At 61.8% G+C, this 25,116-nt stretch carries 20 protein-coding genes; 11 read left to right on the top strand and 9 right to left on the bottom strand.

Annotated elements, in window-relative coordinates:
* Positions 1-5: 5 nt before the first annotated feature.
* Together F2P67_RS20535 and F2P67_RS20530 are read right to left on the bottom strand one after the other, a co-directional pair.
* Positions 6-743, bottom strand: coding sequence for a TorF family putative porin (locus F2P67_RS20535; RefSeq protein WP_166222947.1), 738 nt, complete (start codon positions 741-743; stop codon positions 6-8).
* 150 nt (positions 744-893) lie between these two features.
* Positions 894-2,636, bottom strand: coding sequence for an amidohydrolase (locus tag F2P67_RS20530; protein ID WP_166222945.1), 1,743 nt, complete (start codon positions 2,634-2,636; stop codon positions 894-896).
* 103 nt (positions 2,637-2,739) lie between these two features.
* Here F2P67_RS20530 and F2P67_RS20525 point away from each other — a divergent pair, with 103 nt between their 5' ends.
* The 8 genes from F2P67_RS20525 (at position 2,740) to F2P67_RS20490 (ending at position 11,519) form a co-directional block, all read left to right on the top strand.
* A complete protein-coding gene (locus F2P67_RS20525) occupies positions 2,740-3,651 on the top strand; it encodes a LysR family transcriptional regulator (RefSeq protein WP_166222943.1) in 912 nt (303 codons plus the stop codon).
* Positions 3,652-3,804: 153 nt separating this feature from the next.
* Positions 3,805-4,422 (top strand): transcriptional repressor LexA, encoded by a 618-nt coding sequence (lexA, locus tag F2P67_RS20520; RefSeq protein WP_166222941.1) that lies wholly within the window; start codon positions 3,805-3,807, stop codon positions 4,420-4,422.
* Positions 4,422-5,039, top strand: a complete 618-nt coding sequence (gene imuA, locus F2P67_RS20515) for a translesion DNA synthesis-associated protein ImuA (protein WP_166222939.1) — start codon at positions 4,422-4,424, stop codon at positions 5,037-5,039. The genes lexA and imuA overlap by 1 nt, the downstream gene beginning before the upstream one ends.
* Before the next feature lie 7 nt (positions 5,040-5,046).
* Positions 5,047-6,462: a Y-family DNA polymerase gene (locus F2P67_RS20510; protein WP_166222937.1), complete on the top strand. Its 1,416-nt coding sequence runs from the start codon at positions 5,047-5,049 to the stop codon at positions 6,460-6,462.
* Positions 6,459-9,536 carry an error-prone DNA polymerase gene (locus F2P67_RS20505; RefSeq protein WP_166222935.1) on the top strand — a complete coding sequence of 1,026 codons (3,078 nt, stop codon included), beginning with the start codon at positions 6,459-6,461 and terminating at the stop codon, positions 9,534-9,536. Before F2P67_RS20510 ends, F2P67_RS20505 begins: the two co-directional genes overlap by 4 nt.
* 242 nt (positions 9,537-9,778) lie before the next feature.
* On the top strand, positions 9,779-10,465 hold the full coding sequence (locus tag F2P67_RS20500) for a CsgG/HfaB family protein (protein ID WP_166223043.1): 687 nt from the start codon (positions 9,779-9,781) through the stop codon (positions 10,463-10,465).
* 29 nt (positions 10,466-10,494) lie between these two features.
* The gene (locus F2P67_RS20495) at positions 10,495-10,863 is read left to right on the top strand and encodes a DUF4810 domain-containing protein (RefSeq protein WP_166222933.1); all 369 of its coding nucleotides are present in this window, start codon (positions 10,495-10,497) and stop codon (positions 10,861-10,863) included.
* A complete protein-coding gene (locus F2P67_RS20490) occupies positions 10,860-11,519 on the top strand; it encodes a DUF799 domain-containing protein (RefSeq protein WP_166222931.1) in 660 nt (219 codons plus the stop codon). Before F2P67_RS20495 ends, F2P67_RS20490 begins: the two co-directional genes overlap by 4 nt.
* Before the next feature lie 136 nt (positions 11,520-11,655).
* Here the strand turns inward: F2P67_RS20490 and F2P67_RS20485 are convergent, their stop codons facing one another.
* The 7 genes from F2P67_RS20485 to F2P67_RS20455 all read right to left on the bottom strand — a co-directional run bounded on the left by F2P67_RS20485 (position 11,656) and on the right by F2P67_RS20455 (position 19,132).
* Positions 11,656-12,318, bottom strand: coding sequence for a flavin reductase family protein (locus F2P67_RS20485; RefSeq protein ID WP_166222928.1), 663 nt, complete (start codon positions 12,316-12,318; stop codon positions 11,656-11,658).
* Between the two features lie 12 nt (positions 12,319-12,330).
* Positions 12,331-13,818, bottom strand: a complete 1,488-nt coding sequence (locus tag F2P67_RS20480) for a chlorohydrolase family protein (RefSeq protein WP_166222926.1) — start codon at positions 13,816-13,818, stop codon at positions 12,331-12,333.
* A complete protein-coding gene (locus F2P67_RS20475) occupies positions 13,815-15,011 on the bottom strand; it encodes an amidohydrolase family protein (protein ID WP_166222923.1) in 1,197 nt (398 codons plus the stop codon). The genes F2P67_RS20480 and F2P67_RS20475 overlap by 4 nt, the downstream gene beginning before the upstream one ends.
* Positions 15,012-15,271: 260 nt before the next feature.
* Complete coding sequence (locus tag F2P67_RS20470; protein ID WP_166222921.1) at positions 15,272-16,324, bottom strand: extracellular solute-binding protein; 1,053 nt, start codon at positions 16,322-16,324, stop codon at positions 15,272-15,274.
* A gap of 18 nt (positions 16,325-16,342) precedes the next feature.
* Complete coding sequence (locus F2P67_RS20465) at positions 16,343-17,131, bottom strand: ABC transporter permease (protein WP_166222918.1); 789 nt, start codon at positions 17,129-17,131, stop codon at positions 16,343-16,345.
* A complete protein-coding gene (locus tag F2P67_RS20460) occupies positions 17,128-18,045 on the bottom strand; it encodes an ABC transporter permease (RefSeq protein ID WP_166222915.1) in 918 nt (305 codons plus the stop codon). The genes F2P67_RS20465 and F2P67_RS20460 overlap by 4 nt, the downstream gene beginning before the upstream one ends.
* A gap of 1 nt (position 18,046) precedes the next feature.
* Positions 18,047-19,132, bottom strand: a complete 1,086-nt coding sequence (locus tag F2P67_RS20455; RefSeq protein ID WP_166222912.1) for an ABC transporter ATP-binding protein — start codon at positions 19,130-19,132, stop codon at positions 18,047-18,049.
* Between the two features lie 140 nt (positions 19,133-19,272).
* Here F2P67_RS20455 and F2P67_RS20450 point away from each other — a divergent pair, with 140 nt between their 5' ends.
* From F2P67_RS20450 to F2P67_RS20440, 3 genes are all read left to right on the top strand, one after another.
* Positions 19,273-19,962: a GntR family transcriptional regulator gene (locus tag F2P67_RS20450; protein WP_007969663.1), complete on the top strand. Its 690-nt coding sequence runs from the start codon at positions 19,273-19,275 to the stop codon at positions 19,960-19,962.
* A gap of 134 nt (positions 19,963-20,096) precedes the next feature.
* Entirely contained in the window at positions 20,097-22,208 is a 2,112-nt protein-coding gene (locus F2P67_RS20445; RefSeq protein ID WP_166222909.1) for a hybrid sensor histidine kinase/response regulator, read from the top strand.
* Between the two features lie 194 nt (positions 22,209-22,402).
* Positions 22,403-25,036, top strand: a complete 2,634-nt coding sequence (locus F2P67_RS20440) for an excinuclease ABC subunit UvrA (RefSeq protein WP_166222906.1) — start codon at positions 22,403-22,405, stop codon at positions 25,034-25,036.
* Positions 25,037-25,116: the final 80 nt, after the last annotated feature.

Raw genomic sequence — 25,116 nt, 5'->3', positions numbered from 1 at the left:
GCGTGTCAGAAGGATTTGCTGACGCTGGCGACGACCGTCGCGGTGCACACGTCCTTGAAACCCCAGTTACTCAGGCATTGCGTCTGCGAAAGGTCAGTGTCGATGTAACTCAGTCCGAGCACCACACCGGCCAGGTTGTGGGTGACTTTGACTTCCCATTCGCGATAGCTGTCTTCGGCCTGCCCGGACGCCGAGTACAAGTGCGGATCCTTGAAGTCCATATTGCCGTAGCGCAGTTTCAGGCCTGAATCGAACGGCAGTTCGGTTTCATAACTGACGTAGCTGTACAGCGAGCTCTGCTTGCTGTCGATCCCCGGTGCGTCGCTGGAGTAATACGCCGCAACCTTCACGCCGTAGGCGCCGAAAATCCCGTAGACCTCGCTCTGGTTGAACTGGCTTTCCTTGGGGTAGGCGTACTTGATGTAGCCCAGATCGAGGCTGACATCCTCGGTGGCCTGCCACAGCCAGCCGGCGTAGTAATCGACTTCCTGACGGGTTTTCAGACCGCCGCCGAAGTCGACGTTCGAACTCCAGGCGCCCAGGTACAGGCCGCTGCTGTGGGCGAGGGTCAGACCGGCCTGCACGGCAGGGTCATTCTGGGTTTGCGAGATACCGCGCGTGCGGTAATCGCTGGCCAGGGTCAGATCCACCAGCACGGCGAAGTCGTCGTTCAAAGGAATCGCGTGGCTGCTCAAGGGCAGCACACTGAAAAAACTCAGGGTGAACAGGGGCAAGGCTTTCATGTGAAGTCCCGGTGTTGTGATTGTTATGGGAGGGCAGGCCGGACACTTTGTGGGAGGGGGCTTGCTCCCGAATGCGGTTAGTCAGTCAGCTCAGATGTGGCTGATCCACCGCCTTCGGGAGCAAGCCCCCTCCCACAGAGATGGGTGTTGTTATTGGGTGGCGGTGTAGACCTGGCGGCCACCGAACCAGGTTTGCAGAACCTGTGTGTCGTGCAGGGCTTTGTTGTCGACGCTGAACACATCGCGATCAAGGACGATGAAGTCAGCCTGTTTACCCGGTGTCAGCGAACCGATCTGCTGCTCCAGGCCAATGGTGCGCGCCGCGTTGACGGTGTAGGCGTAGAACATGGTTTCGCGGTCCAGACGTTCGTCGGCATTGAGCACGCCCAGAGGGCCGACCCGGGTGATGGCCTGGGCCATGGCGTTGAACGGGTTCGGCGATGACACCGGCCAGTCACTGGCGCCGGCAATCGTTGCGCCCTGTTTCAGCAGCGAATGCGCCGGGTACTGGTAGCGAAAGGCGAGGGCACTGACGTACGGCTTGATCATGTCGGTGGTGTAGTCGTCAGCGCTGGCCCATAGCAGTTGCATCGATGCGATCACGTTGAGCGGTTTGAAGCGGGCAAATTCTTTCGGGTTGACCATTTGCAGGTGAGTGATCGAGTGGGTCACGCCGCTCTGGCGATCCTTGCGCGCCTGAGCGATCCCGTTCAGCGACTCACGCACGGCGAGGTCGCCGATGGCGTGGATGTGCACCAGCCAGCCGCGCTGGTCGATGGCGCTGACCAGTTCGCCGAAGTGCTGCGGATCGATCAGCAATTCGCCCTGTTTGTGCGAGTTGCTGTACGGGTCGATCATCGCCGCGCTCTGCGCCGGGTATTCGATTACGCCGTCGGCGAAAATCTTGATTCCGGGCAGGCTGAGGTTTGGGATGCCCTGAAACTGCTGGCGCACTTTATCCAGCGTTTCGAGGTCGGCCGGCATGCTTTTCGGGTTGGCCACCAGCAGCGCGGCAACGTGCACGCTCATGTCGCCGCTTTCCGACAGCGCTTTGTAGGCGGGCAGCACGCCGATGGTTTTCTCGGTGGGCTTGAGGGCGAACACCGCTTCGCCCGGTGCGGCGTTGGCGGCAGGATCCATCCACGCGGTAATGCCGAGGCTGTTGTTGAAACGCACGGCCGACTGCGCGGCTTTAAGCATGTCGGCAGCGCTCGGCACCGGCATTTTCGAGGCGACCCGATCCCATCCGGCGTCGACGACAAAACCGTTGGGATCGCCGCTGGCCAGTTTGCCGATAGTGTCTTTTTCCGCGTCGGGCAGGGTTTTCAGCAGCGCGGCGTCGATACCGGCGCGTTTGAGCATGACGTTATTGGCCCATGCGGTGTGGTGGTCGCTGCCGATGAACACCACCGGCACATTGGCCCATTCGCCCTTGTTGAAAATATTGCCCAAGGCTTCGGCCTGCGCCCAATACTTCGAACTCATGCCGGCAATGCTCAGCACATCGCCGTGCCGGGCCTTGCCATCGTCACGCCAGGTGCGCAGGTTTTTTTCCAGTTCGTCGAGGGCGACGACTTCGTCTTCCATGTTCGCCGAGACCATTTCCAGACCGCCGAAAATGGCGTGGGAATGGCTGTCGATCAGGCCGGGCATCAGCGCCTTGCCGCCCAGATCGACGACTTTGGTGCCGGGCTCGATCAGCGCTTTGATCTGCGCGTCGCTGCCGACTTTCAGTACTTTGCCGTTTTCCACGGCCAGTGCCTGAACCTTTGGTTGAGCGCGGTCGGCAGTGAAAATCTTGCCATTGAGCAGGACCAGATCAGGGGCGGCCATGGCTTCCATCGAGGCAAAACTTACGGCAGCGACCAACAGATTCGGGATGAATCTTTTCATTGAAGATTTCCTTGTTATTGCGTCTGATGGCCAGATTAGTGGCTGTCCCCGGTCGACAGAACGCCTCCCTTACGAAAAACGTTTTTGCCTGAATGGAAAAAGCATGGACAAGTTGGGTGCATTGAAAATGTTCGTGGTCACGGCGCAACTCGGCAGTTTCAGCCGTGCTGCCGAGCAATTGGGCAAGACCCCGTCGGCACTGACCAAAGCGGTCAATCATCTGGAGTCGGAGCTTGGTGCGCGGCTGTTCGAGCGCAGCACGCGACGGATTCTGCTGACTGAAATCGGCCGGGTGTATCTGGAGACAGCCCGTCTGGTGCTGCAGCGGCTGGAGGAGGCCGGCGAGGAAATCGAGCAGTTGCAGCACGGTCTGCGCGGCAGTCTGAAAATCACCGCGCCACTGGCGTACGGCCGAGCCTTTCTCGATCAGGTGTGTGACGGCTTTTTGCAGCAATACCCGCAGATCAGTCTGCAAGTGGATCTGTGCGACGAGTTCGTCAACCTGCTCGAAAGTGGTTATGACCTGGCCTTGCGCGAAGGTCACGATGATTTGCCGGGGCTGATTTCGCGGGTGGTCGGCAGTAATCGGCTGGCCCTGTGCGGCAGCCCTGAATACTTGGCGCGCAAGGGTCTGCCGGTGAATCCGCAAACCCTCGAACAACACGAATGGCTGTTGTACAGGCATCCGTTGCTCAGCCGCGAATTCTGGTGGGCCGAGCGCGACGGTCAGCGCCTGAGTCTGCCTCAACCCTCGGCGCCGTTATTGCGCAGCGACAATTACGACCTGTTGCTGGCCAGTGCCCTGGCCGGGCGCGGCTTGCTGCACACGCCACTGTGGAGCGCCGCGCCGTACATTGCCGACGGGCGTCTGGTGCGGGTCATGGCCGACTACGCCATCGACCCGGACAGCTTCGGCCCGCACATTCTGGCGGTGTACCCGAGCCATCGCCGGGCCACGGCGAAAGTCGTCGCGTTCATCGATTACATCAGTGAGTTTCTGGCCGAGCGTGGTTGATCGTTCCCACGCTCTGCGTGGGAATGCCTATGGGGACGCTCTGCGTCCAGTGACGCGGAGCGTCACGGGCTGCATTCCCACGCGGAGCGTAGGAACGATCACATGGGGAGGCCGACCTGCGGTGCTTGTCAGGAAAATGCCAGAAGAGTACAAATGTACTCCATGACGAACCTGACTCCCCGCCGTACCGCCATCCTGACCTTTATCCGCGAACGCATCGCCGAACACGGTCAGCCCCCAAGCCTCGCTGAAATCAGCGAGGCTTTTGGTTTTGCCTCGCGCAGCGTGGCGCGCAAGCATGTGCTGGCGCTCACTGAAGCCGGGTTTATCGAGGTCAACCCCAATCAGGCCCGGGGCATTCGGTTGCTCGGGCAACCGCCGCGCCCGGAGCTGCTGGACATTCCGGTGCTCGGTCGCGTCGCCGCCGGGGCACCGATCGGCGCCGATGCCGACATCCACAGCCGCTTGATGCTCGACCCGGCACTGTTCTCCCGCGTTCCGGATTACATGCTGCGCGTGCAGGGCGACTCAATGATCGAGGACGGCATCCTCGACGGCGATCTGGTCGGTGTGCGGCGCAATCCCGAGGCGCTCAACGGCCAGATCGTCGTAGCGCGGCTCGACGGTGAAGTGACGATCAAGCGCTTCGAACGAATGGGCGATGAAGTCCGGCTGTTGCCGCGAAACCCGGCGTATCAGCCGATTGTCGTGCGTGATGACCAGGATCTGGCCATCGAAGGGGTGTTCTGCGGTCTGGTGAGGCAAGGCTGATGGGCGCCGTCGTTGCACTGGATACGCTGTTCAATGGCGGCCAGGTCTGGAAGGGCCGGCCTGCGCCACCGGCCGCCAGTCCGCAACCGACCGGGCATGCCGCACTGGATGCGGCGCTGCCCAGCGGTGGCTGGCCGGAAGCGGCATTGAGCGAAATCCTCCTGGCCGGCCCCGGTGTCGGTGAGCTACAACTGGTCTGGCCGACCTTGGCGCGGCTGTCGACGGCGGGCGAGCGCATCGTGCTGGTGGCGCCGCCATTTGTGCCGTACCCGCAGGCGTGGGCCAGTGCCGGGGTCGATCTGCGCCAGTTGTCGGTGATCCAGGCCAATGAGCGCGATGCCTTGTGGGCGGCGGAACAATGCCTGCGCTCGGGCAGTTGCGGCGCGGTGCTGTGCTGGCCGCACAAGGCTGACGACCGTGCGTTGCGCCGTTTGCAAGTGGCGGCGGAAACCGGCCAGACCCTGGCATTTGCCTGGCGCCCCTTGAGCGAGGCGGTCAACCCGTCACCGGCGGCGCTGCGCATTGCCATCGACGCGCAGCCCGCGCAGTTACGCATACTCAAGTGCCGTGGCGGGCTGGCGCGTACGGCGCCGATTGCCTTTGCCGTGGGTCATTGAGGTCCTCATGCGCTGGGTGTGTATCCTTTTTCCGCAATTGGCCCTCGACGCCGTGCTGCGTCAGCGTCCCGATCCCGATGAGCCTTTGGTGTTGCTCAGCGGCCCGGCCCAGCGCCGGGTGCTGCAAGCGGTGAATGCGCCGGCGCGCAAACTCGGCCTGCGTCCCGGCCAGTCGATAACGGCCGCCCAGGCCATGAGCAAAGGTTTCGCCACCGCCGATTACGAAGCCGCCGAGGTCGAACACTGGCAGCAGTTTCTCGCCGCGTGGGCCTACCGTTTCAGTGCACAGGTCAGCGTGCATTACCCGCGCACGGTGGTGTTTGAAATCGAGTCGAGCCTGGGCCTGTTCGGTTCCTGGGCGCAGTTCGAGGCGCGGTTGCGCAAGGAACTGACCGATCTGGGTTTCCGTCATCGCATCGTCGCGGCGCCCAACCCGGCGGCCGCACGTATTCTGGCCAACGCTTATGACGGGCTGGTGGTGCCGGACGGCGAGGCCTTGCAGCATCATCTCGGCCAGTTGCCGATTGACCGCGTCGGTCTGGAGCCGGGCGTGGCCACAGCGTTGTCGCGCATGGGCCTGCGCAATCTGAGCCAGCTGCAAAGCCTGCCGCGTCAGGCGCTGGCCCGGCGTTTCGAGGCGCCGATGCTCAAACACCTCGATACCCTGTTTGGCGCCCGGCCACTGGCGCTGGCGTTCTATCTGCCGCCGGATCGTTTCGATGTGCGCATCGAACTCAATTTCGACGTGCAATCCCATCAAGCCTTGTTGTTCCCTTTACGGCGTTTGACCGGCGATCTGTCAGCCTTCCTGTGCGGGCGTGACAGCGGTGTGCAGCGCTTTGATCTGCATCTGGAACACGCCGGGCTGCCGGACACCGTGATCAAGGTCGGCCTGCTCAGCGCCGAACGTGACCCGGCGATGCTTTTCGAGCTGGCCCGTGGCCGTTTGGAGCAGGTGCAGGTCGAGGCGCCGGTACGAGGCTTTCGTTTGCGCGCCGAAGATCTGCCGAGTTTCGTGCCGCAGTTTCAGGAACTGTTCGACGACCGTCCGCAGCAGACCTTGCCCTGGGAGCAACTGCGCGAACGCCTGCGTGCACGGCTGGGCGATGACGCGGTGCAGGGGCTGCGCTTTCAGGCGGATCACCGACCGGAGTGCGCCTGGCAAAACGGCGTCGATAAACAACCGTGTCCGGGCTTGCCCGGTGTGCATCGTCCGGGCTGGTTGCTTGGCGAGCCGCAGAGTGTGCCGCAAGGTTCGGCGCGGATCCTCATGGGCCCGGAGCGCATTGAATCCGGCTGGTGGGACGGTGACGATGTGCGCCGCGATTATTACCTGATCCAGAACCGCGCCGGTCAGCAAGGCTGGGCCTATCGGGCGGTGGGCGAGGGCGGTCCGTTGTGGCTGCAGGGCTGGTTTGCATGAGCCACGGTTATGCCGAACTGCACTGCCTGTCGAATTTCAGTTTCCAGCGCGGTGCGTCCAGTGCGCTGGAACTGTTCCAGCGGGCGAAAAAGCACGCTTATCAGGCGCTGGCGATCACCGACGAATGCACGCTGGCCGGAATCGTTCGCGCCTGGCAAGCGGCGAAATCGGTTGAGTTGCCGCTGATCATCGGCAGTGAAATCCGCATCGACAACGGCCCGAAACTGGTGCTGCTGGTGGAGAGCCTTGAGGGCTATCAGGCACTGTGCGGCTTGATCACCCGCGCCCGGCGGCGGACGCAGAAAGGCCAGTACCAAGTGCTGCGCGAGGACTTCAGTGAACCACTGCCGGGATTATTGGTGTTGTGGGTGCCGGACACGCTGGATGACAGGGAAGAGGGCCACTGGCTGAAGCAAACCTTCGGCGAGCAGCTGTGGCTGGCCGTGCAGTTGCATCGCGGGCAGGACGATCAGCGACGGCTGGCGATGTTGTTGAATCTGGCGGCCGAACTGCAGATTCCCGCCGTGGCCAGCGGCGATGTGCACATGCACGCCCGTGGCCGCCGCGCCCTGCAAGACACCATGACCGCGATCCGCCATCACGTTCCGGTGGCCGAGGCCGGTTTGCGTCTGCACCCCAATGGCGAGCGGCACTTGCGCAGCCTCGACGTCTTGCAGGCCTTGTACCCGCAGGCCTTGCTGGACGAATCGGTGAATCTGGCGCGGCGCTGCACCTTCGATCTCGGTGATCTGCGTTATCAGTATCCGAAAGAACTGGTGCCCGAGGGGCACAGCGGCCGTTCATGGTTGCGACATCTGACCGAGGAGGGCATCGCCTGGCGCTGGCCGAAAGGCGTACAGCCGAAAGTCCTCAAGCAGATCGACGATGAGCTGAAGCTGATCGCCGAACTCGGCTACGAAAGCTACTTCCTCACCGTGCACGACGTGGTGCGCTTCGCCCGCCAGCAACGCATCCTTTGTCAGGGCCGTGGTTCGGCGGCCAACTCGGCGGTGTGTTTTGCCCTGGGCATCACCGAAATCGACCCGGATCGCACCACACTGCTGTTCGAGCGCTTCATGTCGAAAGAGCGCAACGAGCCACCGGACATCGATGTCGACTTCGAACACGAACGCCGCGAAGAAGTCCTGCAATACGTGTTCCGCCGTTACGGTCGGCATCGCGCAGCGCTGACGGCGGTGGTCAGCACTTACCACGCCGCCGGCGCGGTGCGCGATGTGGCCAAGGCGCTGGGGCTGCCGCCGGATCAGATCAACGCATTGGCCGATTGCTGCGGCCACTGGAGTGATGAAACCCCGCCCGTGGCGCGCCTGCTGGAGGGCGGCTTCGACCCCGACAGTCCGGTGCTGCGCCGGGTCTTGAGCCTGACCGGGCAACTGATCGGTTTCCCCCGGCACCTGTCGCAACACCCCGGCGGCTTCGTGATTTCCGAGCAGCCGCTGGACACACTGGTGCCGGTGGAAAACGCGGCAATGGCCGAGCGCACGATCATTCAGTGGGACAAGGATGACCTCGACGCGGTGGGGCTGCTCAAGGTCGATATTCTGGCGCTGGGCATGCTCAGTGCGATCCGCCGCTGTTTCGACTTGCTGAGCCGCCATCGCAATATGGATCTGAGCCTGGCGACGATCCCGTCCGAAGACAAGCCGACCTACGAGATGATCAGCCGCGCCGACACCATCGGTGTGTTCCAGATCGAATCGCGGGCGCAGATGTCGATGCTGCCACGCCTGAAACCGGCGAAGTTTTACGATCTGGTGATCGAAGTGGCGATCGTTCGACCGGGGCCCATTCAGGGTGGCATGGTCCATCCGTATCTACGCCGCAGAAACAAGGAAGAACCGGAAACCTATCCTTCACCGGAACTTGAAGTGGTGCTTAAGCGCACGCTCGGCGTACCGCTGTTTCAAGAACAAGTGATGCAGATCGCCATTGTTGCTGCCGACTACAGCCCCGGCGAGGCCGATCAGTTGCGCCGTTCGATGGCCGCGTGGAAACGTCACGGCGGCCTCGAACCGCACAAGGAACGCCTCGCCGCCGGCATGAAGAAAAACGGCTACACCCCCGAGTTCGCCGCGCAGATCTTCGAGCAGATCAAGGGTTTCGGCAGTTACGGCTTTCCTGAATCCCACGCCGCCAGTTTCGCCTTGCTGACTTACGCCAGTTGCTGGCTCAAATGTCACGAACCGGCGGCCTTCGCCTGCGCGCTGATCAACAGTTGGCCGATGGGTTTCTACAGTCCCGACCAGATTTTGCAGGACGCACGGCGGCATCAATTGCAGATTCGCCCGGTGGACGTGCGCGCCAGTGACTGGGATTGCAGCCTGGAAACCACCACCGGCGCACAACCGGCGATCCGCATGGGCCTGCGCATGATCAAGGGCTTTCGCGAGGACGATGCCCGGCGTATCGAAGCGGCGCGGGCGCGGGGGGCGTTTGCCGATGTTGCCGATCTGGGCGAGCGCGCCGCACTCGACAGTCGGGCGCAAGCGTTGCTGGCGGATTCCGGAGCGTTGCGCGGGCTGGCCGGGCATCGCCATCGGGCGCGTTGGGAAGTGGCCGGTGTGCAAAAGCAGCTGGGGCTGTTTGCCGGGTTGCCGAGTGAGGAGGAACCTGAAGTGCTGCTGCCCAAGCCCAGCGTCGGCGAGGATCTGCACGCCGATTACGCCACGGTCGGCACCACCTTGGGCCCGCACCCGCTGGCCTTGCTGCGCGACGAATTGAGCGCACGGCGTTGCCGCAGCTCACGGGAATTGCTCGACGTCGAGCACGGTCGCCCGGTGAGCATCGCCGGGCTGGTCACTGGTCGACAACGCCCCGGCACCGCCAGCGGCGTGACCTTCGTGACCCTGGAAGACGAGTTCGGCAACGTCAACGTGGTGGTCTGGCGCGACCTGGCCGAGCGTCAGCGCCAGGTGCTGGTGGGCTCGCAACTGCTCAAGGTCGACGGGCGCTGGGAGCGCGAAGGCGAAGTGCGCCACCTGATCGCCGGACGCCTGAGCGACCTGAGCCCGCTGCTCAACGGCATCCGCGTACAGAGCCGCGACTTCCACTGATAAACACACCCCCTGTAGGAGTGAGCCTGCTCGCGATAGCGGTGTGTCAGACAGCATCAACCGCTATCGCGAACAGGCTCACTCCTACAAGGTTTTGCGTATGTTCGAATAGCCAATTCACTGGCGTCAAAAAAACCTGTCTTCAATGATGGCACTTTGTCATAATGCCGCCCCTTTTCCGCTCCCCAGCGCTTTATCACGCCGGGACATACCGTTTTTCAAGAAGGAAATACCCAGTGAGAATGATCTCCCGGATGTTGGTCTCAGGCGTTGCCATCGCCGTGCTTGGCACGCTGGCCACCACGCTTTCCGGCTGCGCCACTGAAAGCTCCCGTGCATTGCCGGTGGCCAAGGTGGAAAGCGCCACGCAAGTCTGGACCGGCGTACGCGTGCCAATGGCGGTGGGCAAGTTCGATAACCGCTCCAGCTATATGCGCGGGATCTTCTCCGACGGCGTCGACCGTCTCGGCGGCCAGGCCAAGACCATCCTGATCACCCACCTGCAGCAGACCAACCGTTTCTCGGTACTGGATCGCGACAACATGGGCGAGATCCAGCAGGAAGCGGCGATCAAGGGTCAGGCCCAGCGCCTCAAGGGCGCCGATTACGTGGTCACCGGTGACGTCACCGAGTTCGGCCGCAAAGAAACCGGCGATCATCAACTGTTCGGCATTCTCGGCCGTGGCAAGACTCAGGTCGCCTACGCCAAGGTCAACCTGAACATCGTCAACATCAGCACTTCCGAAGTGGTGTATTCGACCCAGGGCGCCGGCGAGTACGCCTTGTCCAACCGTGAAATCATCGGCTTCGGCGGCACCGCTGCCTACGATTCGACCCTCAACGGCAAAGTCCTCGATCTGGCCATGCGCGAGGCGATCAATCGCCTGGTCGATGGCATGAACGCCGGTGCCTGGAAACCGGGCAACTGATAGCCCCTCTTTGCAAGGAGCAACACACCATGAATTCGAATCTGTCGCGGTCACTGATGGCCCTGACGCTGGCCGCCAGCGCCTTGCTGGCCGGTTGCAGCAGCCCGCAAACCCTGTACCAGTGGGAAGGCTACCAGCCGCAAGTCTACGAATACTTCAAAAGCGAAACGCCGAAAGAGGCTCAGGCCGAAGCGCTGGAAGCCGATCTGCAAAAGATCCGCGCCAGTGGCAAACCCGTGCCGCCGGGTTACCACGCGCACCTGGGTCTGCTGTACCTGAGCATGGGCAAGGACGATCAAATGGTGCAGCAGTTGCGCACCGAAAAGACCTTGTTCCCTGAGTCCGGCACGTACATGGACTTTCTGCTGAAAAACGCCAAGACCGGAGACGCGCAATGATCTCCCGTGCCCTGAAGCTGCTGGCCGCTGGCCTGGCGCTGACCGTTCTCGGCGGCTGTGTCGCACCGAAAACCGTGGATTATTCGGCGTATAAACAAGCGCGTCCAAAGTCGATTCTGGTGCTGCCACCGCTGAACACCTCGCCGGACGTCAAGGCGTCCTACAGCCTGTTGTCGCAGGTGACGTTCCCGTTGGCCGAGGCCGGTTACTACGTGCTGCCGATCACCCTGGTCGACGAGACGTTCCGCCAGAACGGCCTGACCACCCCGGATGACATCCATCAGGCACCGCCGACCAAGCTGAAGGAAATCTTCGGCGCCGACGCGGCGCTGTACATCACCGTGACCGAATACGGCACGCGTTACATGGTGATCAGCAGCGAGACAGCAGTGACGGCGACGGCGAAACTGGTGGATCTGAAAACCGGGACGACGCTGTGGACCGGTTCGGCGCGGGCGTCGAGCGAAGAGGGGAACAACAACGGTGGTGGTGGCCTGATCGGTATGCTGATTACGGCGGCGGTGAAGCAGATCATCAACAGCTCCACCGATGCCGGCTACCCGATTGCCGGTGTGGCGAGCAATCGCCTGCTGTCGGCCGGACACCCGGCGGGCTTGTTGTATGGGCCGCGTTCGCCGAAGTACGGCACGGACTGACATTAGGTACAACTGAGAACCCTTGTGGGAGCGGGCTTGCTCGCGAAAGCGGTCTGTCATTCAAAGATAATTTGACTGATACACCGCTTTCGCGAGCAAGCCCGCACACACAGGGGGTAAGCATTTTGCGCTTGATTTACTTGGACTCTGGCCAAAACCGCTCGCCACCGCCCGGTGCTTCCGTCCACGCTTGCAACGAGCGGGTCGGTAAATCGAAGTAATCGCGGGTTCGCGCGTAACCATGGCCACCCATGCGCCCGATGGCATCCAGGCCCAATTGATCGATGTACAGGGTCTTCGGATCGATCAACTCATCGCGCACATGCGCCATCAAAACCTCGCCAAAAATGATTTCCCGCGACTGCCCGATGTTCAGCGCCATCATGCGCCGACACTCTAGCGCAACCGGCGCTTCACCAATGCGCGGGCATTTGACCGAGGTGCCGGGGATTGCCGTCAGGCCGGCGGCGGTCAATTCGTCGAAACCCGGCGCGAACGGCACGGCGCACACGTTCATCGCTTCCACCAGTGCATCGCTGACGATGTTCACGGTGAACTCCTGATTCAACTGGATATTGCGCGTGGTGTCTTTCGGGCTCTGATCGCGGTAATTCTCCACGCCCAGCGCGAGGATCGGCGGGTCCGCCGACAGCGCATTGAAGAAGCTGAATGGCGCAGCATTGACCCGGCCTTCGCCATCAATGGTGGTGACCAAGGCAATCGGCCGAGGAACGACGCTACCGATCAGGATTTTGTATTTTTCCCGTGGGCTGAGCTGGCTGAAATCGAAGCTGTGCATTGGCAGAGGTCTCTAGGAAAGTGGATCGATTGCGCTCAACGGCGCGTGCGCGCTGTAGTCATCGGCGAACGGAATGGCCGGCTGGAACAGGGTTTTCCAGTCCGGTCGGGCCAAGGCCCGGTCGCTGTGGCTGCGCATCAGTTTTTCGTATTGGCGTTGGGCCTGGCGTTGCAGGGCGGGGTAGTCGACGCCGCTGACCTGGCCGTCGTGCATCACGCAACGACCGTCGATGTAACTGGCGATGCAGTCATCGCCGCGCCCGGCCAGCAGCAGGTTTTTCAGGGGATCGAATAGCGGCCCCAAATGCAGACCGCGCAGATTGAATACGGTGATGTCAGCTTTGGCGCCAGGGGCCAGACGCCCGAGGTCAACACGCCCCAGCGCTTGCGCACCGCCGAGGGTGGCGGCGTTGTACAGATCGAGGCTGCTGGTCAGCGTCGATCCGCCTTCCATCAGCCGTGCGATATTCAAGCCGTGACGCATGTTTTCCAGCAGATCCGCCGGCCAGGTGTCGGTGCCAAGGGCGAAGTTGATGCCTTTGGCCCGATAACGTCCGAACGAATTCAACGCCTCGCCGTCACGGGCGAACACCAGCGGGCAATGCACCAGACTCGCGCCGCCATCGATCACTCGCTGCAAGTCGTCATCGCCAGCGGTGTAAATGCCATGGGGCAACAAGCTGCGCGGCGTGAGCAAGTCCAGTTGCTGTAACCAGGCCAGAGGTGAGGCGCCGCGCAACTGTTCGACCATGGCCACTTCGCTGAGCGCCTGACAACAATGCAGGCGCATCGGTGCATTCAGTTCGCGGCTCACTGCCGAGGTGCGTTGCAACAACGCCGGGGTGCAGGTCTGGATGCGATCGGGCAGCAATGCGCCGCGAATCAAGTCATTGTGCGCGCCGTCGAAGTCCAGGAAAAAACGTTCAGCCGCATCAAGCCCGGCCAACCCGCGTGCCTCATCCCAGTGATGGCCGAGGCTGCCGTCGGCGCGCCAGTAACTCATGCCGCTCATGTAGCAAGGGCCGAGGTAGGTGCGCAGTCCCAACTCGCCAGCCATGTCGGCGACCGCCGCGAATTCGTCGTAGGTTTCCGCCCACTCGCGGTAGTACATCGAGGTGATCGGCATCGCGGTGGTGATGCCGTTGCGGATCAATTGGCTGAAGGCGTAGCGATATTTGAAGACTTCTTCGTCCGGGCTGAACGTCTCGTGCGGCCCTCGGGCCAGATACTCCGCCGACCACATGCGGCCCATGGCGCGTTCGTCGCCATTGTCCAGCGTGAGCACGGTGGAATCGAGATCGCCAAGGGCGTCCAGATCAATGAAGCCGGGGCCGATCAGCGCGTTGCCGTAATCGATCCACTGATCCACCGACCCTGAATATCCGCGTCCGACAAACTCGATGCGCGCCCCGCAAAACACCACTTCACCGTCACGCCACAGCACGTGTCGGGTGCCGTCGAAGCCGACCACGCAAGTGGCTTTCAGGCCGATGCGTTTCACAGACGGCTGTCCAGCAAACGGCCACCGCTGGCGATCAGCTCACCGCTGCGATAAACCTGACGCAGTGGCCGCGACACCACCGCCTCACCGAGCGTCTCGACGGGCATCAGCAGGAAATCCGCTGGCCCGCCGATGTCGAAACCATATCCCTCGATACCCAACGCCCGCGCACCGTTAACCGTGGCGGCTTCGAAGGCTGCCGCCAGTTCTTCGTCCTTGCCCAGATCAAACCGGAATGCCAGCAGCATTGCCCGTTCGAGCATGTCGCCATTACCCATCGGCGACCACGCATCGCGAATGCCGTCGGAGCCCAGGCACACATTGACGCCGGCCTCGCGCAGCGCCAGAAACGGAGGTACGGCGGTGTCGGCCGGCGCCGAACTCATCAACGAAATTCCCAACGCCGCCAGACGTTCAGCCACCGGTTTGACCTGACCCCACGGCAACATGCCCAGGCAGTAAGCGTGGCTGATCATCACCCGGTTTTGCAGGTTGAAGCGCTCGGTGTAATTGGCAATCAGGGCGATCTGCCACAGGCCCAATTCACCTTTGTCGTGCAGGTGAATATCGACACCACGGCCAAATTCAGCCGCCAGTTTGAAGACGAAATCCAGCTGTGCGATGGGATCGTTGTCGATGCCGCAGGGGTCGAGGCCACCGACGTTTTCCACGCCAAGGGCCATCGCTTCGCGCATCAGTTCGGCGGTGCCGGGGCGACTGATCAGCCCGGTCTGCGGGAATACCACCAGTTGCAGATCGATCAGGTCTTTGTAGCGTTCGCGCAATTGCTGCATGGCCTCGACGTGACGCAGGCCGAATTCCGGGTCGATATCGACGTGGCAGCGCATGGTCAGCGAACCCCGGGCGATGCAGTTTTCCAGCAGCGCGCCGGCGCGTTCGGCGATCGGTGCTGTTACTTCACGGAGAATACGGCGTTCGTTGCTGATGTAGTCCTTGAGCGTCGGGCCGGCGCTGTTCGGGCGCCACGGTTGGCCGTAGAGGGTTTTGTCGAGGTGGACGTGGCTTTCCACCAAGGGGGCGGTGAGCAGTTGGTTCTGGCCGTCGATGTCGGTGGCTGTCAGCGGCGTGTTTGAGGCTGGACGGCGTTGAGTGAAGCGACCGTTTTCGATCCGCAGGTCTTCGGCGGTAGCGCCGTAGGGGCGGATATTTCTGAGCCAGCGGGGGTGAGACATATGCACCTCAGTGTTCTTTGATTTTTTCCCCTCACCCTAGCCCTCTCCCGGAGGGAGAGGGGACCGAATGGGGGATATTGAAGAGCTACGCCGACTTGAGCGATCTACTTTGAATCCATAATCGACTCGATCTTTCAGGTCGGCGTAGCCCTCGAGACGACTCGGTCAATCCCCTCTCCCTCCGGGAGAGGGCTAGGGTGAGGGGGCTTTTCCAGGTTAACCATGTTGGTCGGCATTTCGATAAAACCATCGATCCCGAATCAGCCTTTGAGCTTCGACCAGATCCGGTCCTGCAGCTCGCGCGCCTTGTTGCTGCATTCCTTCTCCGGGCGCAGGCGCGAGGCGTATTCCTCGGGCATGTTGATGGCGTCCATGACCTTCCATTTCGCATCCAGCAACTGATCGCTCTGAATGCCGTTGGCGTAGGCAATGGCGTTGGACACCGCTGCGGCGTTCTCCGGTTTCATCATCCAGTCGATGAAGATCTTTGCGTTACCCGGATGCGGCGCGCTTTTCGGCACGGCGAAGTTGTCCTGGAACATCGCCAGGCCTTCACGCGGATAGACGTACTTGATCGTGCTCTTCTGCAAGGTCGCCCGCGCGGTCGAGCCGTTCCAGTTCTGCATCATGATCACTTCGCCCGAGGCCATGCGGTCGACGGTGTTGTCCGAGCTGTACATCTTCAGGAACGGTTTCTGTTTTTGCAGCAGTTCGAGGATGCGCTTGGCGTCCTGCGGGTTTTCCGTGCATTCGTCGACGTTCAGGTAATGGCTGGCGGCGTTGATCACGCTGCTCGACGTATCGAGGGCGGCGAGCTGGCCTTGCAGCTCCTTGCGTGGCTCGAAGAATTCTTTCCACGAATCATCCAGCTTGCCGCCCGGCACCCGTGCACTGTCATAGGAAAACCCGGTAGTGCCCCACAGGTATGGCGCCGAAAACTTGCGGCCCGGATCGAAGCTCGGGTCGCGAAACGGGCCTTTGACGTACTGGAAGTTGCTCAGGGTCGGCGTGTCGATTTCCATCAGCAGATCCTGCTTGATCAGCGTCTGCATGATCGACTGCGACGGCACGATCACGTCATACGCCGCGCCGCCGGCCTGCAACTTGGCGAGCAGGGTTTCGTTGCTGTCGTAGCCGTCCATCGTGACCTTGATTCCAGTCTCCTTTTCGAACTTGGCCAGCAGGTCCACCGGGTAATAATCGGTCCAGTTGTAGAAGAACAATTCCTTGGGCTCGGCGGCGTGGGCGCTGAACGCGGTGAAACAACTGAGGGCCAGACCGGACACAGCCAAACGCATGTTTTTGATGTTCATGAACAGAGCGCTCCAGGTTTATTGTTGTTTGCCGCGTTGGCCAAGCCAGAAGGCCAGCACCACCAGCACGATGGAAATCACCAGCATCAGGGTCGAGATCGCGTTGATTTCCGGGGTCACGCCAGCCTTGATGGCCGAGAAGATGTACACCGGCAACGTCGTCGAACCGGGGCCGGCGACGAAGAAGGTCATGATGAAATCGTCGAGGCTGACCACGAATGCCAGCACCGCACCTGACAACACCGCCGGCCACAGCAGCGGCAAGGTCACGCGGCGGAATACCTGCCACGGATTGGCGTACAGATCGTTCGCCGCTTCCAGCAGACTCTTGTCCAGATCGTTCAGGCGCGCACGAATCGGCAGGTAGGCGAACGGAATGCAGAAGCCAATGTGCGCAACGATCACCGTCAGCAAACCGAGCTTGATCCCCAGCGCCATGAACAGCAGCAGGGTGGCCACTGCGGTGACGATCTCCGGCAGGATCAGCGGCAGGTTGATCCCGCCCTCGACCATTTTCTGCCCGTAGAACGGCCGGTAAGTCGCCAGCGCCGCCAGCAGTGCAATCGCCGTGGCGCACACCGTGGCGATGGTCGCGACGATGATCGAGTTCAGCGCCGCCGTCTGGATCGACGGGTTGGCCAGGATCCGCCCGTACCAGGCGAACGAGAACTCGGTCCACACCGTCGCGGAGCGATTGGCGTTGAAGCTGTAAACGATCAACACGAGGATCGGCAGGTACAGATAAGCGAGGATCAACAGGCTGATTTCGCGGGTCGCCGGAAGTTTTTTCAGGTGCAGGGAAATCATGCTTTCGCTCCTCGATTGAGCTGCTTCGTCGCGCTGCGGCTGTAGAGCGCGTAGAGCACCAGCGACACCAGCAGAATCGCCAGCAACAAGAACGACAGCGAGCTGCCCAGCGGCCAGTTGCGCGCGGTGCCGAACTGTTGCTGGATCAGGTTGCCGATCATCAACGTCTTGCCGCCGCCGAGGATCGCCGGGGTGATGAAGGCGCCGAGGCTCGGCACGAACACCAGCAACGCGCCGGCAATCACGCCGGGCATCGACAGCGGCAGGATGATCCGCCGCAGTGCGTGCCAGCGGTTGGCGCCCAGGTCGTAGGCGGCTTCCACCAGACGCCAGTCGAGTTTTTCCAGGGTCGAATAGATCGGCAGAATCATGAACGGCAGGAAGCTGTAGACCAGGCCGACGCTGACGGCGAAGTCGTTGTAGAGCAGGGTGATGCCGCCGGCGCTCGGGAACAGCGCGTTGAGGCTCTGGGCGACCCAGCCCTGTTCGCGCAGGATGATCAGCCACGCGTAGTTGCGGATCAGCAGGTTGGTCCAGAACGGAATGGTGATCAGCAACACCATCAGATTGCGTCGACGCGGGGTCAGGCTCGACATCCACAACGCCACTGGAAAACCGAACAGAAAGCACAACACGGTGGTGCCGCCGGCCTGCAACACCGAGCGCAAAAGTGCCTGGGCGTAGACCCAGTTCAGCTCCAGTTCACCGTCAAAACCTTCCTGGAAAAACAGCTGCACGTAACTCTGCAGTTGCCATTGCGCCTGCCAGTCGACGCCGCCATAAGTGTTGCGCGGCAACAGGCTGATGTAGCCCATGATTCCCAGCGGAATCGCGATCAGGGCGAGCAGGGTCAACACCACCGGGCTGAGCAACAGCGCGCGGTTGAGAGCGGGGGAAGTACTGCTGACGCTCATCTCAGGCCTCCATCAACAGGCAGGCGTGCGGCGGCAGGTGCACGGCAACGCGTTCGCCGACGACTCGGCCACGGTTCAGGCCTTCATTGTTTTCGCGCAGCATGACTTTGATGTCGTTGTTCAACCTGCACTGGTATAGCGTCGCGGTGCCGACGTACAACACGGCCTCGATCACCCCGCGCAAATGATGCGGCTCGCTGGCATCGACCAGTTGCGAACGCTCCGGGCGGAACGCCAGTTGCACGCTGCTGCCGTCGAAGCCCTGCGGCTGGCAGGCGATTTCCACGGGCATGCCGTTGGGCACGAAGAGCTTTTCGTTGTGCTCGCCGTGCTTGAGCTGGCCGGGGAGGAAGTTGATGTCGCCGATAAACTGCGCGACAAAGCGATGTTTGGGGTGCTCATAAATCTCGGTCGGCGTGCCGATCTGCAGGATCTTGCCGGCGGACATCACGGCGATCCGATCAGACAGGGTCAGCGCTTCTTCCTGATCGTGGGTGACAAAAATGAAAGTAATCCCGGCTTCTTTTTGCACGCGCTTGAGTTCGACCTGCATTTCCTTGCGCAGCTTCAGGTCGAGTGCCGACAGTGGTTCGTCGAGCAACAAGACTTTCGGTTTCGGCGCCAAGGCCCGGGCCAGAGCCACGCGCTGCTGTTGGCCGCCGGACAGTTCGGCCGGTTTGCGTGCGGCCAGATGCTCCATTTGCACCAGCGCGAGCATTTCGTTAACGCGATCCGGAATCAACTTGCGATCAAGACCCTGCATCTCGAGGCCGAAGGCGATATTCTGCGCAACACTCATGTGCGGAAACAGCGCGTAACTCTGGAACACCGTGTTCACCCGGCGCTTGAATGGCGGCAAGTGATTGACCGCTTCACCGGCCAGACGAATCTCGCCTTCACTGACGTGTTCGAAACCGGCGATGGTGCGCAACAGGGTGGTTTTACCGCAGCCGGAAGGGCCGAGCAGGGTGAAGAATTCGTTGTCGGCGATATTCACCGAAACGTTGTCGAGGGCCGGCGCGAGGCCAGGATCATCAGAATACCGCTTGGATACATTACGCACTTCAATGGCTATTGGCTGACCCATAATGGTGCAATCCTCTAATTATTGTATGCAATATCTGAATGCAATTTAGAAATACTCGGATTAATCTGCGTGTGCAACCCCCTTTTTCCATGGCCATGCATCGCCAGGGGTTGGTTGCCCGACGCTAAAGGAGCTTTTGAATGACCGAAAAGAAACTGGAAACCACGGTCGACCGCGTCTACCAAGGGGTTTACGAGGCGATCAGCAAGCGTTCGCTGCGGCCCGGCATGAAGCTGGGCGAGGCCTCGCTGGCGGAATTATTTAACGTCAGCCGCACGTCGGTGCGCGCCGCGCTCAAGCAATTGGAAGCTGACGGATTGGTCACCACCGAGCCCAATAAAGGTGCATCGGTGTCGTTACCGAGCAACGAAGAGATCCGTTCGCTGTTCGAAACCCGCCGGCTGATCGAGATCGGCATCGTTACCGAACTGTGCCGGCGCAAGGACACCGCCGCGATGCAGGACTTGCGTGAACACCTGTTGCTGGAAGATGAAGCGCACGCGGCCGGGGATCACGAACGGCTGATTCATCTGCTCGGCGAGTTCCACATCAAACTGGCGCGCAGCCTCAACAACCCGGTGCTGCTCGACTGGTTTCAGAAGCTGATTTCCCGCGCCTCGCTGTACGCCGCCGCGCTGGATGACGACAGCCATGAAGCCTGCCGCGACGATGAACACCTGCGCCTGATCGAGTACATCGAGGCCGGCAATCAGAGCGCCGCCATCGAACTGACCTGCATGCACTTGAACGGCATCGAAAAAGCCATTCTCGACGTCGCCGCGAAGATGAAAACTGGCTACCATCCGCTCAAGCACCTGATCGGGGTCTAGCCCCCGAACGGGAATGAAATCGGCTATACCTCATATGAAACCAATACGACTCAAGACGCTCGAAACAGACGGGCGTCGCGTCGTTATGGCGTCGCGATTTATCGGGCAATCACCACAGGACACTGAGTCAGTCGATGCAGTTTTTATCCGATAGCCATGGTTGTGACGGCTGGAAAGGCGAGATGGCCGGGCGCATCCGTGCGTTCGACTGGAGCAATACCGCGCTGGGTGCGTTGCAGCACTGGCCGGCCAGCCTGTGCAGCACGGTGCAACTGATGCTCGCCTCGCCGTTGCCAATGGTCATGCTCTGGGGCCATGCCGGCCATATGATTTACAACGATGCCTACTCGCGATTCGCCGGCGGCCGTCATCCTTATCTGCTTGGCGTGCCGGTGGAACTGGGCTGGCCGGAAGTCGCCGAGTTCAATCGGCATGTGGTGAATACCTGCCTGGGCGGCGGCACGCTGGAATTTCGCAATAAAGATCTGGTGCTGTTGCGCGACGGGGTGCCCGAACAGGTCTGGCTCGATCTCTATTACAGCCCGGTGGCCAACGATGACGGCGTTCCGGCGGGCGTCATGGCGATGGTGGTAGAGACCACCGAACTGGTGCTTTCCGAACGCCTGCGCCAATCCGCCGAAGATGCCTACCGCGCCGACAACGAACGGGTGCGTCTGGCCTTGAATGCCGGCGCCTTGCTGGGCTCGTTTGTCTGGGACGTGAAAAACAACGTGCTGTCGGCCGACGAACGTTTTGCCCGCACCTTTTCCTATCCGGCGGATCAGGCACTCGACAGCCTGCCGCAGGCCGTTGCCGAAAGCCGTATCCATCCCGACGATCTGGCATGGGTCAGCGAACGCGTCCGCCACTCGGTAGAAACCGGCGAGCCATACAACGCCGAATACCGCGTGCAACGCCCGGACGGCAGTTATCTCTGGGTGCTGGCCAGCGGCGGTTGCGAGTTCGACGAACAGGGCCAGGCGCTGCGTTTCCCCGGCGTGTTGATCGACATCCACGAACGCAAGATCGCCGAAGAATCGCTGCTCAAATTCACCCGTAATCTGGAACAGCGCGTGGCCGATGAAGTCGGTGCGCGGCTGGCTGCCGAAGAGCAATTGCGTCAGGCGCAGAAGCTCGAATCGATTGGCGGCCTCACCGGCGGCGTGGCCCACGACTTCAACAATCTGCTGCAAGTCATCGCCGGCAACCTGCACTTGCTGGCCCGGCACGAGCCGGACAACGCCAACGTGCAGCGCCGGGTCAGTGCCTCGCTGGCGGCGGTCGAGCGGGGGGCGAAGCTCTCCTCGCAACTGCTGGCGTTCGCCCGCCGGCAACCGTTGTCTCCAGCGGTATGCGATCCGCAGCAGATTTTTGAAGGGGTTGGCGAGCTGCTGCAACGGGCGCTCGGCGAAACCATTCAGATCGATGTGCAATTGCCGCAAGAACCCTGGCACATCAACGTCGACCGCAATCAACTGGAAAACGCCATTCTCAATCTGGCGATCAATGCCCGCGACGCCATGAACGGCGAGGGCACCATCGTCCTCAGTGCGCAGAACACGACGCTCGATCAGCCGTTTTGCACCGGCAAGGGCATCGTCCCCGGCGAATTTGTGCGGGTGTCGGTCAGCGACAACGGTGTCGGCATCGCCCCGCATATGCTCGAGCAAGTGTTCGAGCCGTTTTTCACCACCAAGGCTGACGGTCAGGGTACGGGGTTGGGCCTGAGCATGGTCTTCGGCTTCGTCAAACAGAGCGGTGGCCACGTCGAGATTGACAGTCAGGTCGGCAAAGGCACGCGGGTGCAGCTGTATTTCCCGCGCAGCCTGCGACCGGTTCGCGATCAATCGAGAAGCATCGGCCAGCCACAGAGCGGCGGCCATGAAACGATTCTGGTGGTCGAGGACAATGAGGCGGTACGGGCTTCGGCTGTGGAGTTGCTGCGTGAGGAGGGCTATCAAGTACTCACTGCCGGCAATGGTGACGTCGCCATGAAAATGCTGCTGGAAGGCACGGCAGTCGATCTGATCTTTACCGACGTGGTCATGCCGGGTCTGATCAAGAGTTCCGATCTGGCCGCGTGGGCCAAGGTGCAGACGCCGGCGGTGGCGGTGCTGTTCACCTCCGGGCATACCCGCGACATCATTTCGCGCAATCACCAGCTCAGTCCGGACACGCATTTGCTCGGCAAACCGTATAGCCCCGAGACGTTGTTGCAGAGGATCCGTGAGGTGCTCAGTGCCTGATCGGGTACACCCTGTTAACTGTGGCGAGGGGATTTATCCCCGTTGGAGTGCGAAGCGCTCCCCGCCATTTTCTCAGGATTACCCAAGAGACCGGATTGACGACGGCTGCGCCGCCGAACGGGGATAAATCCCCTCGCCACAGGGGGCTTCTTAAGCACTCATTCGGTGTTTCATTCTTCATCCAAGGTCCGCCCATGACTTCCAAGCGTAATTCCCAAGCGCCCGCCGGCATGGTCCGGGTGCGGGGTGCCCGTGAGCACAATCTGAAGAACGTCGACGTCGACATCCCCCGCGATGCGCTGGTGGTGTTTACCGGGGTGTCCGGTTCGGGCAAGTCGTCGCTGGCGTTTTCGACGCTGTATGCCGAGGCGCAGCGGCGCTATTTCGAGTCGGTTGCGCCGTACGCGCGGCGGCTGATCGATCAGGTGGGCGTGCCGGACGTCGATTCCATCGAAGGCCTGCCGCCCGCCGTGGCCCTGCAACAGCAACGTGGTACGCCGAGCACGCGTTCCTCGGTGGGCAGCGTGACCACGTTGTCGAGTCTGATCCGCATGCTTTATTCACGCGCCGGCAGTTACCCGTCGGGCCAGCCGATGCTCTACGCCGAGGATTTTTCGCCGAATACCCCGCAAGGGGCGTGCACGCAATGTCATGGCCTGGGGCGCGTCTATGAAGTCACCGAAGCGCTGATGGTGCCGGATCCGAATCTGACTATCCGCCAGCGTGCCGTGGCGTCCTGGCCGTTGGCGTGGCAAGGCCAGAACCTGCGCGACATCCTGGTGACCCTGGGCATCGACGTCGATATCCCGTGGCGCAAGCTGCCGAAAAAACAGCGCGACTGGATTCTTTTCACCGAAGAAACCCCGACCGTGCCGGTGTACGCGGGGCTGACCCCGGAAGAAACCCGCGTCGCCCTCAAACGCAAACTGGAACCGAGTTACCAAGGCACCTTCACCGGCGCCCGACGCTATATCCTGCACACCTTCGCTCACTCGCAAAGTGCGCTGATGAAGAAGCGCGTTTCACAGTTCATGCTCGGCAGTCCATGCCCATTGTGCGACGGCAAACGCCTGAAGCGCGAGGCGTTGTCGGTGACGTTTGCCGGCTACGACATTGGCGAGTTGTCACAGATGCCGCTCTCGCAAGTCGCCGAGGTGCTCAGGCCGGTGGCGGCGGCGAGTTACCTTGAACACGCCGACGAAAGCGGCGAGACCCTGAGCCATGCGCAAACCCGTGAAGCGCGCGAGCAGCGCGTGGCCCATGGCGCCAGTGGCCATGCGAGCGCGCCTGACGTGCGTCACACGCCCAATCTGTCGCTGGAAAAGCGCCTGGCGGCGCAGCGCATCGCTCAGGACTTGCTGGAACGGGTCAGCACCCTGACGGATCTGGGGCTCGGTTATCTGGCGCTGGAGCGCAGTACGCCGACCCTGTCGTCCGGCGAGTTGCAGCGCTTGCGTCTGGCGACGCAATTGGGTTCGCAACTGTTCGGCGTGATTTACGTGCTCGACGAGCCGTCCGCCGGCCTGCATCCGGCCGATGGCGAGGCGCTGTTCGAAGCATTGCAACGGCTGAAGGCCGACGGCAACACGTTGTTTGTGGTCGAGCACGATCTGGAAACCATGCGCCGCGCCGACTGGTTGATCGATGTCGGGCCGGCGGCGGGCGAGAAGGGCGGTGAAGTGCTGTACAGCGGCCCGCCGGCAGGGTTGGCCGAAATTTCCGCGTCGCAGACCCGCGCTTACCTGTTCGCCGAGCCACAGCGCATGAGCCGTGCCGCACGCAAGCCGACAGCGTGGCTCAAGCTCGACGGTATTTGCCGCAACAACCTCAACAATCTCAGCGCTGAATTCCCGCTCGGATGCTTCACCTCGGTGACCGGTGTGTCGGGCTCTGGCAAATCGAGTCTGGTCAGTCAGGCGTTGCTGGAACTGGTCGGTGCGCAACTGGGCCGTCCGGCCGCTGAAGCTGAGTCGGAAGAACTCAATCTGGAAGACGAAACACCGCGGGCCAGCAGCGGTCAGGTCACGGCCGGGCTGGGGTCGATCAAGCGACTGGTGCAGGTCGATCAGAAACCCATCGGCCGCACGCCGCGTTCGAATCTGGCGACCTACACGGGACTGTTCGATAACGTGCGCAAGCTGTTCGCTGCCACGCCCCAGTCGCGAGCGGCGGGTTACGACGCCGGACAGTTCTCCTTCAACGTCGCCAAGGGTCGCTGCGCCACTTGCGAAGGGGAAGGCTTTGTCAGTGTCGAATTGCTGTTCATGCCCAGCGTCTATGCGCCATGCCCGACGTGTCACGGCGCGCGTTACAACCCGCAGACACTGGCGATTCTCTGGGAAGGCTTGAGCATCGCGCAGGTGCTCCAACTGACCGTTGATGAAGCGGTGACGGTGTTCGCCGGGCAAGCGGGGATCCGTCGTTCGCTGGAGGTTCTGCGCGATATCGGTCTGGGTTATTTACGCCTCGGGCAACCGGCGACGGAGTTGTCCGGCGGTGAGGCGCAGCGGATCAAACTGGCCACTGAGTTGCAACGCAACCCGCGTGGCGCGACCTTGTACGTGCTGGACGAACCGACCACGGGATTGCACCCACGAGATGTCGACCGGCTGATGGAACAGCTGGATACGCTGGTGACGGCGGGGCACACGGTGATCGTGGTCGAACACGAAATGCGCGTAGTTGCGCAGAGTGACTGGGTGATCGACATCGGCCCGGGGGCGGGGGATCAGGGCGGCCACATTGTCGTGGCGGGCACGCCGCAGAAAGTCGCCGCCAGCAAAAAGAGCCGGACGGCGCCATTTCTGGCCCGTGCCTTGAACCGATAGCACCCTCCCTGTCGGAGCTGTCATCAGTATTGGGGTACGCCCTCAATCCCTGTGGGAGGGGGCTTGCTCCCGAAAGCGCT

The organism is Pseudomonas atagonensis (assembly GCF_011369485.1).
In the GTDB taxonomy this organism is placed as follows: Bacteria; Pseudomonadota; Gammaproteobacteria; order Pseudomonadales; family Pseudomonadaceae; genus Aquipseudomonas; species Aquipseudomonas atagonensis.
Note: the sequence above shows the minus strand (reverse complement) of the source record. Positions and strands in the feature narration are given on the sequence as shown.

What these genes read in the sequence shown, in the direction of transcription:
- F2P67_RS20535 (WP_166222947.1), bottom strand. Translation starts at nt 743, where the DNA reads ATGAAAGCCTTGCCCCTGTTCACCCTGAGTTTTTTCAGTGTGCTGCCC.
- F2P67_RS20530 (WP_166222945.1), bottom strand. Translation starts at nt 2,636, where the DNA reads ATGAAAAGATTCATCCCGAATCTGTTGGTCGCTGCCGTAAGTTTTGCC.
- F2P67_RS20525 (WP_166222943.1), top strand. Translation starts at nt 2,740, where the DNA reads ATGGACAAGTTGGGTGCATTGAAAATGTTCGTGGTCACGGCGCAACTC.
- lexA (WP_166222941.1), top strand. Translation starts at nt 3,805, where the DNA reads ATGTACTCCATGACGAACCTGACTCCCCGCCGTACCGCCATCCTGACC.
- imuA (WP_166222939.1), top strand. Translation starts at nt 4,422, where the DNA reads ATGGGCGCCGTCGTTGCACTGGATACGCTGTTCAATGGCGGCCAGGTC.
- F2P67_RS20510 (WP_166222937.1), top strand. Translation starts at nt 5,047, where the DNA reads ATGCGCTGGGTGTGTATCCTTTTTCCGCAATTGGCCCTCGACGCCGTG.
- F2P67_RS20505 (WP_166222935.1), top strand. Translation starts at nt 6,459, where the DNA reads ATGAGCCACGGTTATGCCGAACTGCACTGCCTGTCGAATTTCAGTTTC.
- F2P67_RS20500 (WP_166223043.1), top strand. Translation starts at nt 9,779, where the DNA reads ATGATCTCCCGGATGTTGGTCTCAGGCGTTGCCATCGCCGTGCTTGGC.
- F2P67_RS20495 (WP_166222933.1), top strand. Translation starts at nt 10,495, where the DNA reads ATGAATTCGAATCTGTCGCGGTCACTGATGGCCCTGACGCTGGCCGCC.
- F2P67_RS20490 (WP_166222931.1), top strand. Translation starts at nt 10,860, where the DNA reads ATGATCTCCCGTGCCCTGAAGCTGCTGGCCGCTGGCCTGGCGCTGACC.
- F2P67_RS20485 (WP_166222928.1), bottom strand. Translation starts at nt 12,318, where the DNA reads ATGCACAGCTTCGATTTCAGCCAGCTCAGCCCACGGGAAAAATACAAA.
- F2P67_RS20475 (WP_166222923.1), bottom strand. Translation starts at nt 15,011, where the DNA reads ATGTCTCACCCCCGCTGGCTCAGAAATATCCGCCCCTACGGCGCTACC.
- F2P67_RS20470 (WP_166222921.1), bottom strand. Translation starts at nt 16,324, where the DNA reads ATGAACATCAAAAACATGCGTTTGGCTGTGTCCGGTCTGGCCCTCAGT.
- F2P67_RS20465 (WP_166222918.1), bottom strand. Translation starts at nt 17,131, where the DNA reads ATGATTTCCCTGCACCTGAAAAAACTTCCGGCGACCCGCGAAATCAGC.
- F2P67_RS20460 (WP_166222915.1), bottom strand. Translation starts at nt 18,045, where the DNA reads ATGAGCGTCAGCAGTACTTCCCCCGCTCTCAACCGCGCGCTGTTGCTC.
- F2P67_RS20455 (WP_166222912.1), bottom strand. Translation starts at nt 19,132, where the DNA reads ATGGGTCAGCCAATAGCCATTGAAGTGCGTAATGTATCCAAGCGGTAT.
- F2P67_RS20450 (WP_007969663.1), top strand. Translation starts at nt 19,273, where the DNA reads ATGACCGAAAAGAAACTGGAAACCACGGTCGACCGCGTCTACCAAGGG.
- F2P67_RS20445 (WP_166222909.1), top strand. Translation starts at nt 20,097, where the DNA reads ATGCAGTTTTTATCCGATAGCCATGGTTGTGACGGCTGGAAAGGCGAG.
- F2P67_RS20440 (WP_166222906.1), top strand. Translation starts at nt 22,403, where the DNA reads ATGACTTCCAAGCGTAATTCCCAAGCGCCCGCCGGCATGGTCCGGGTG.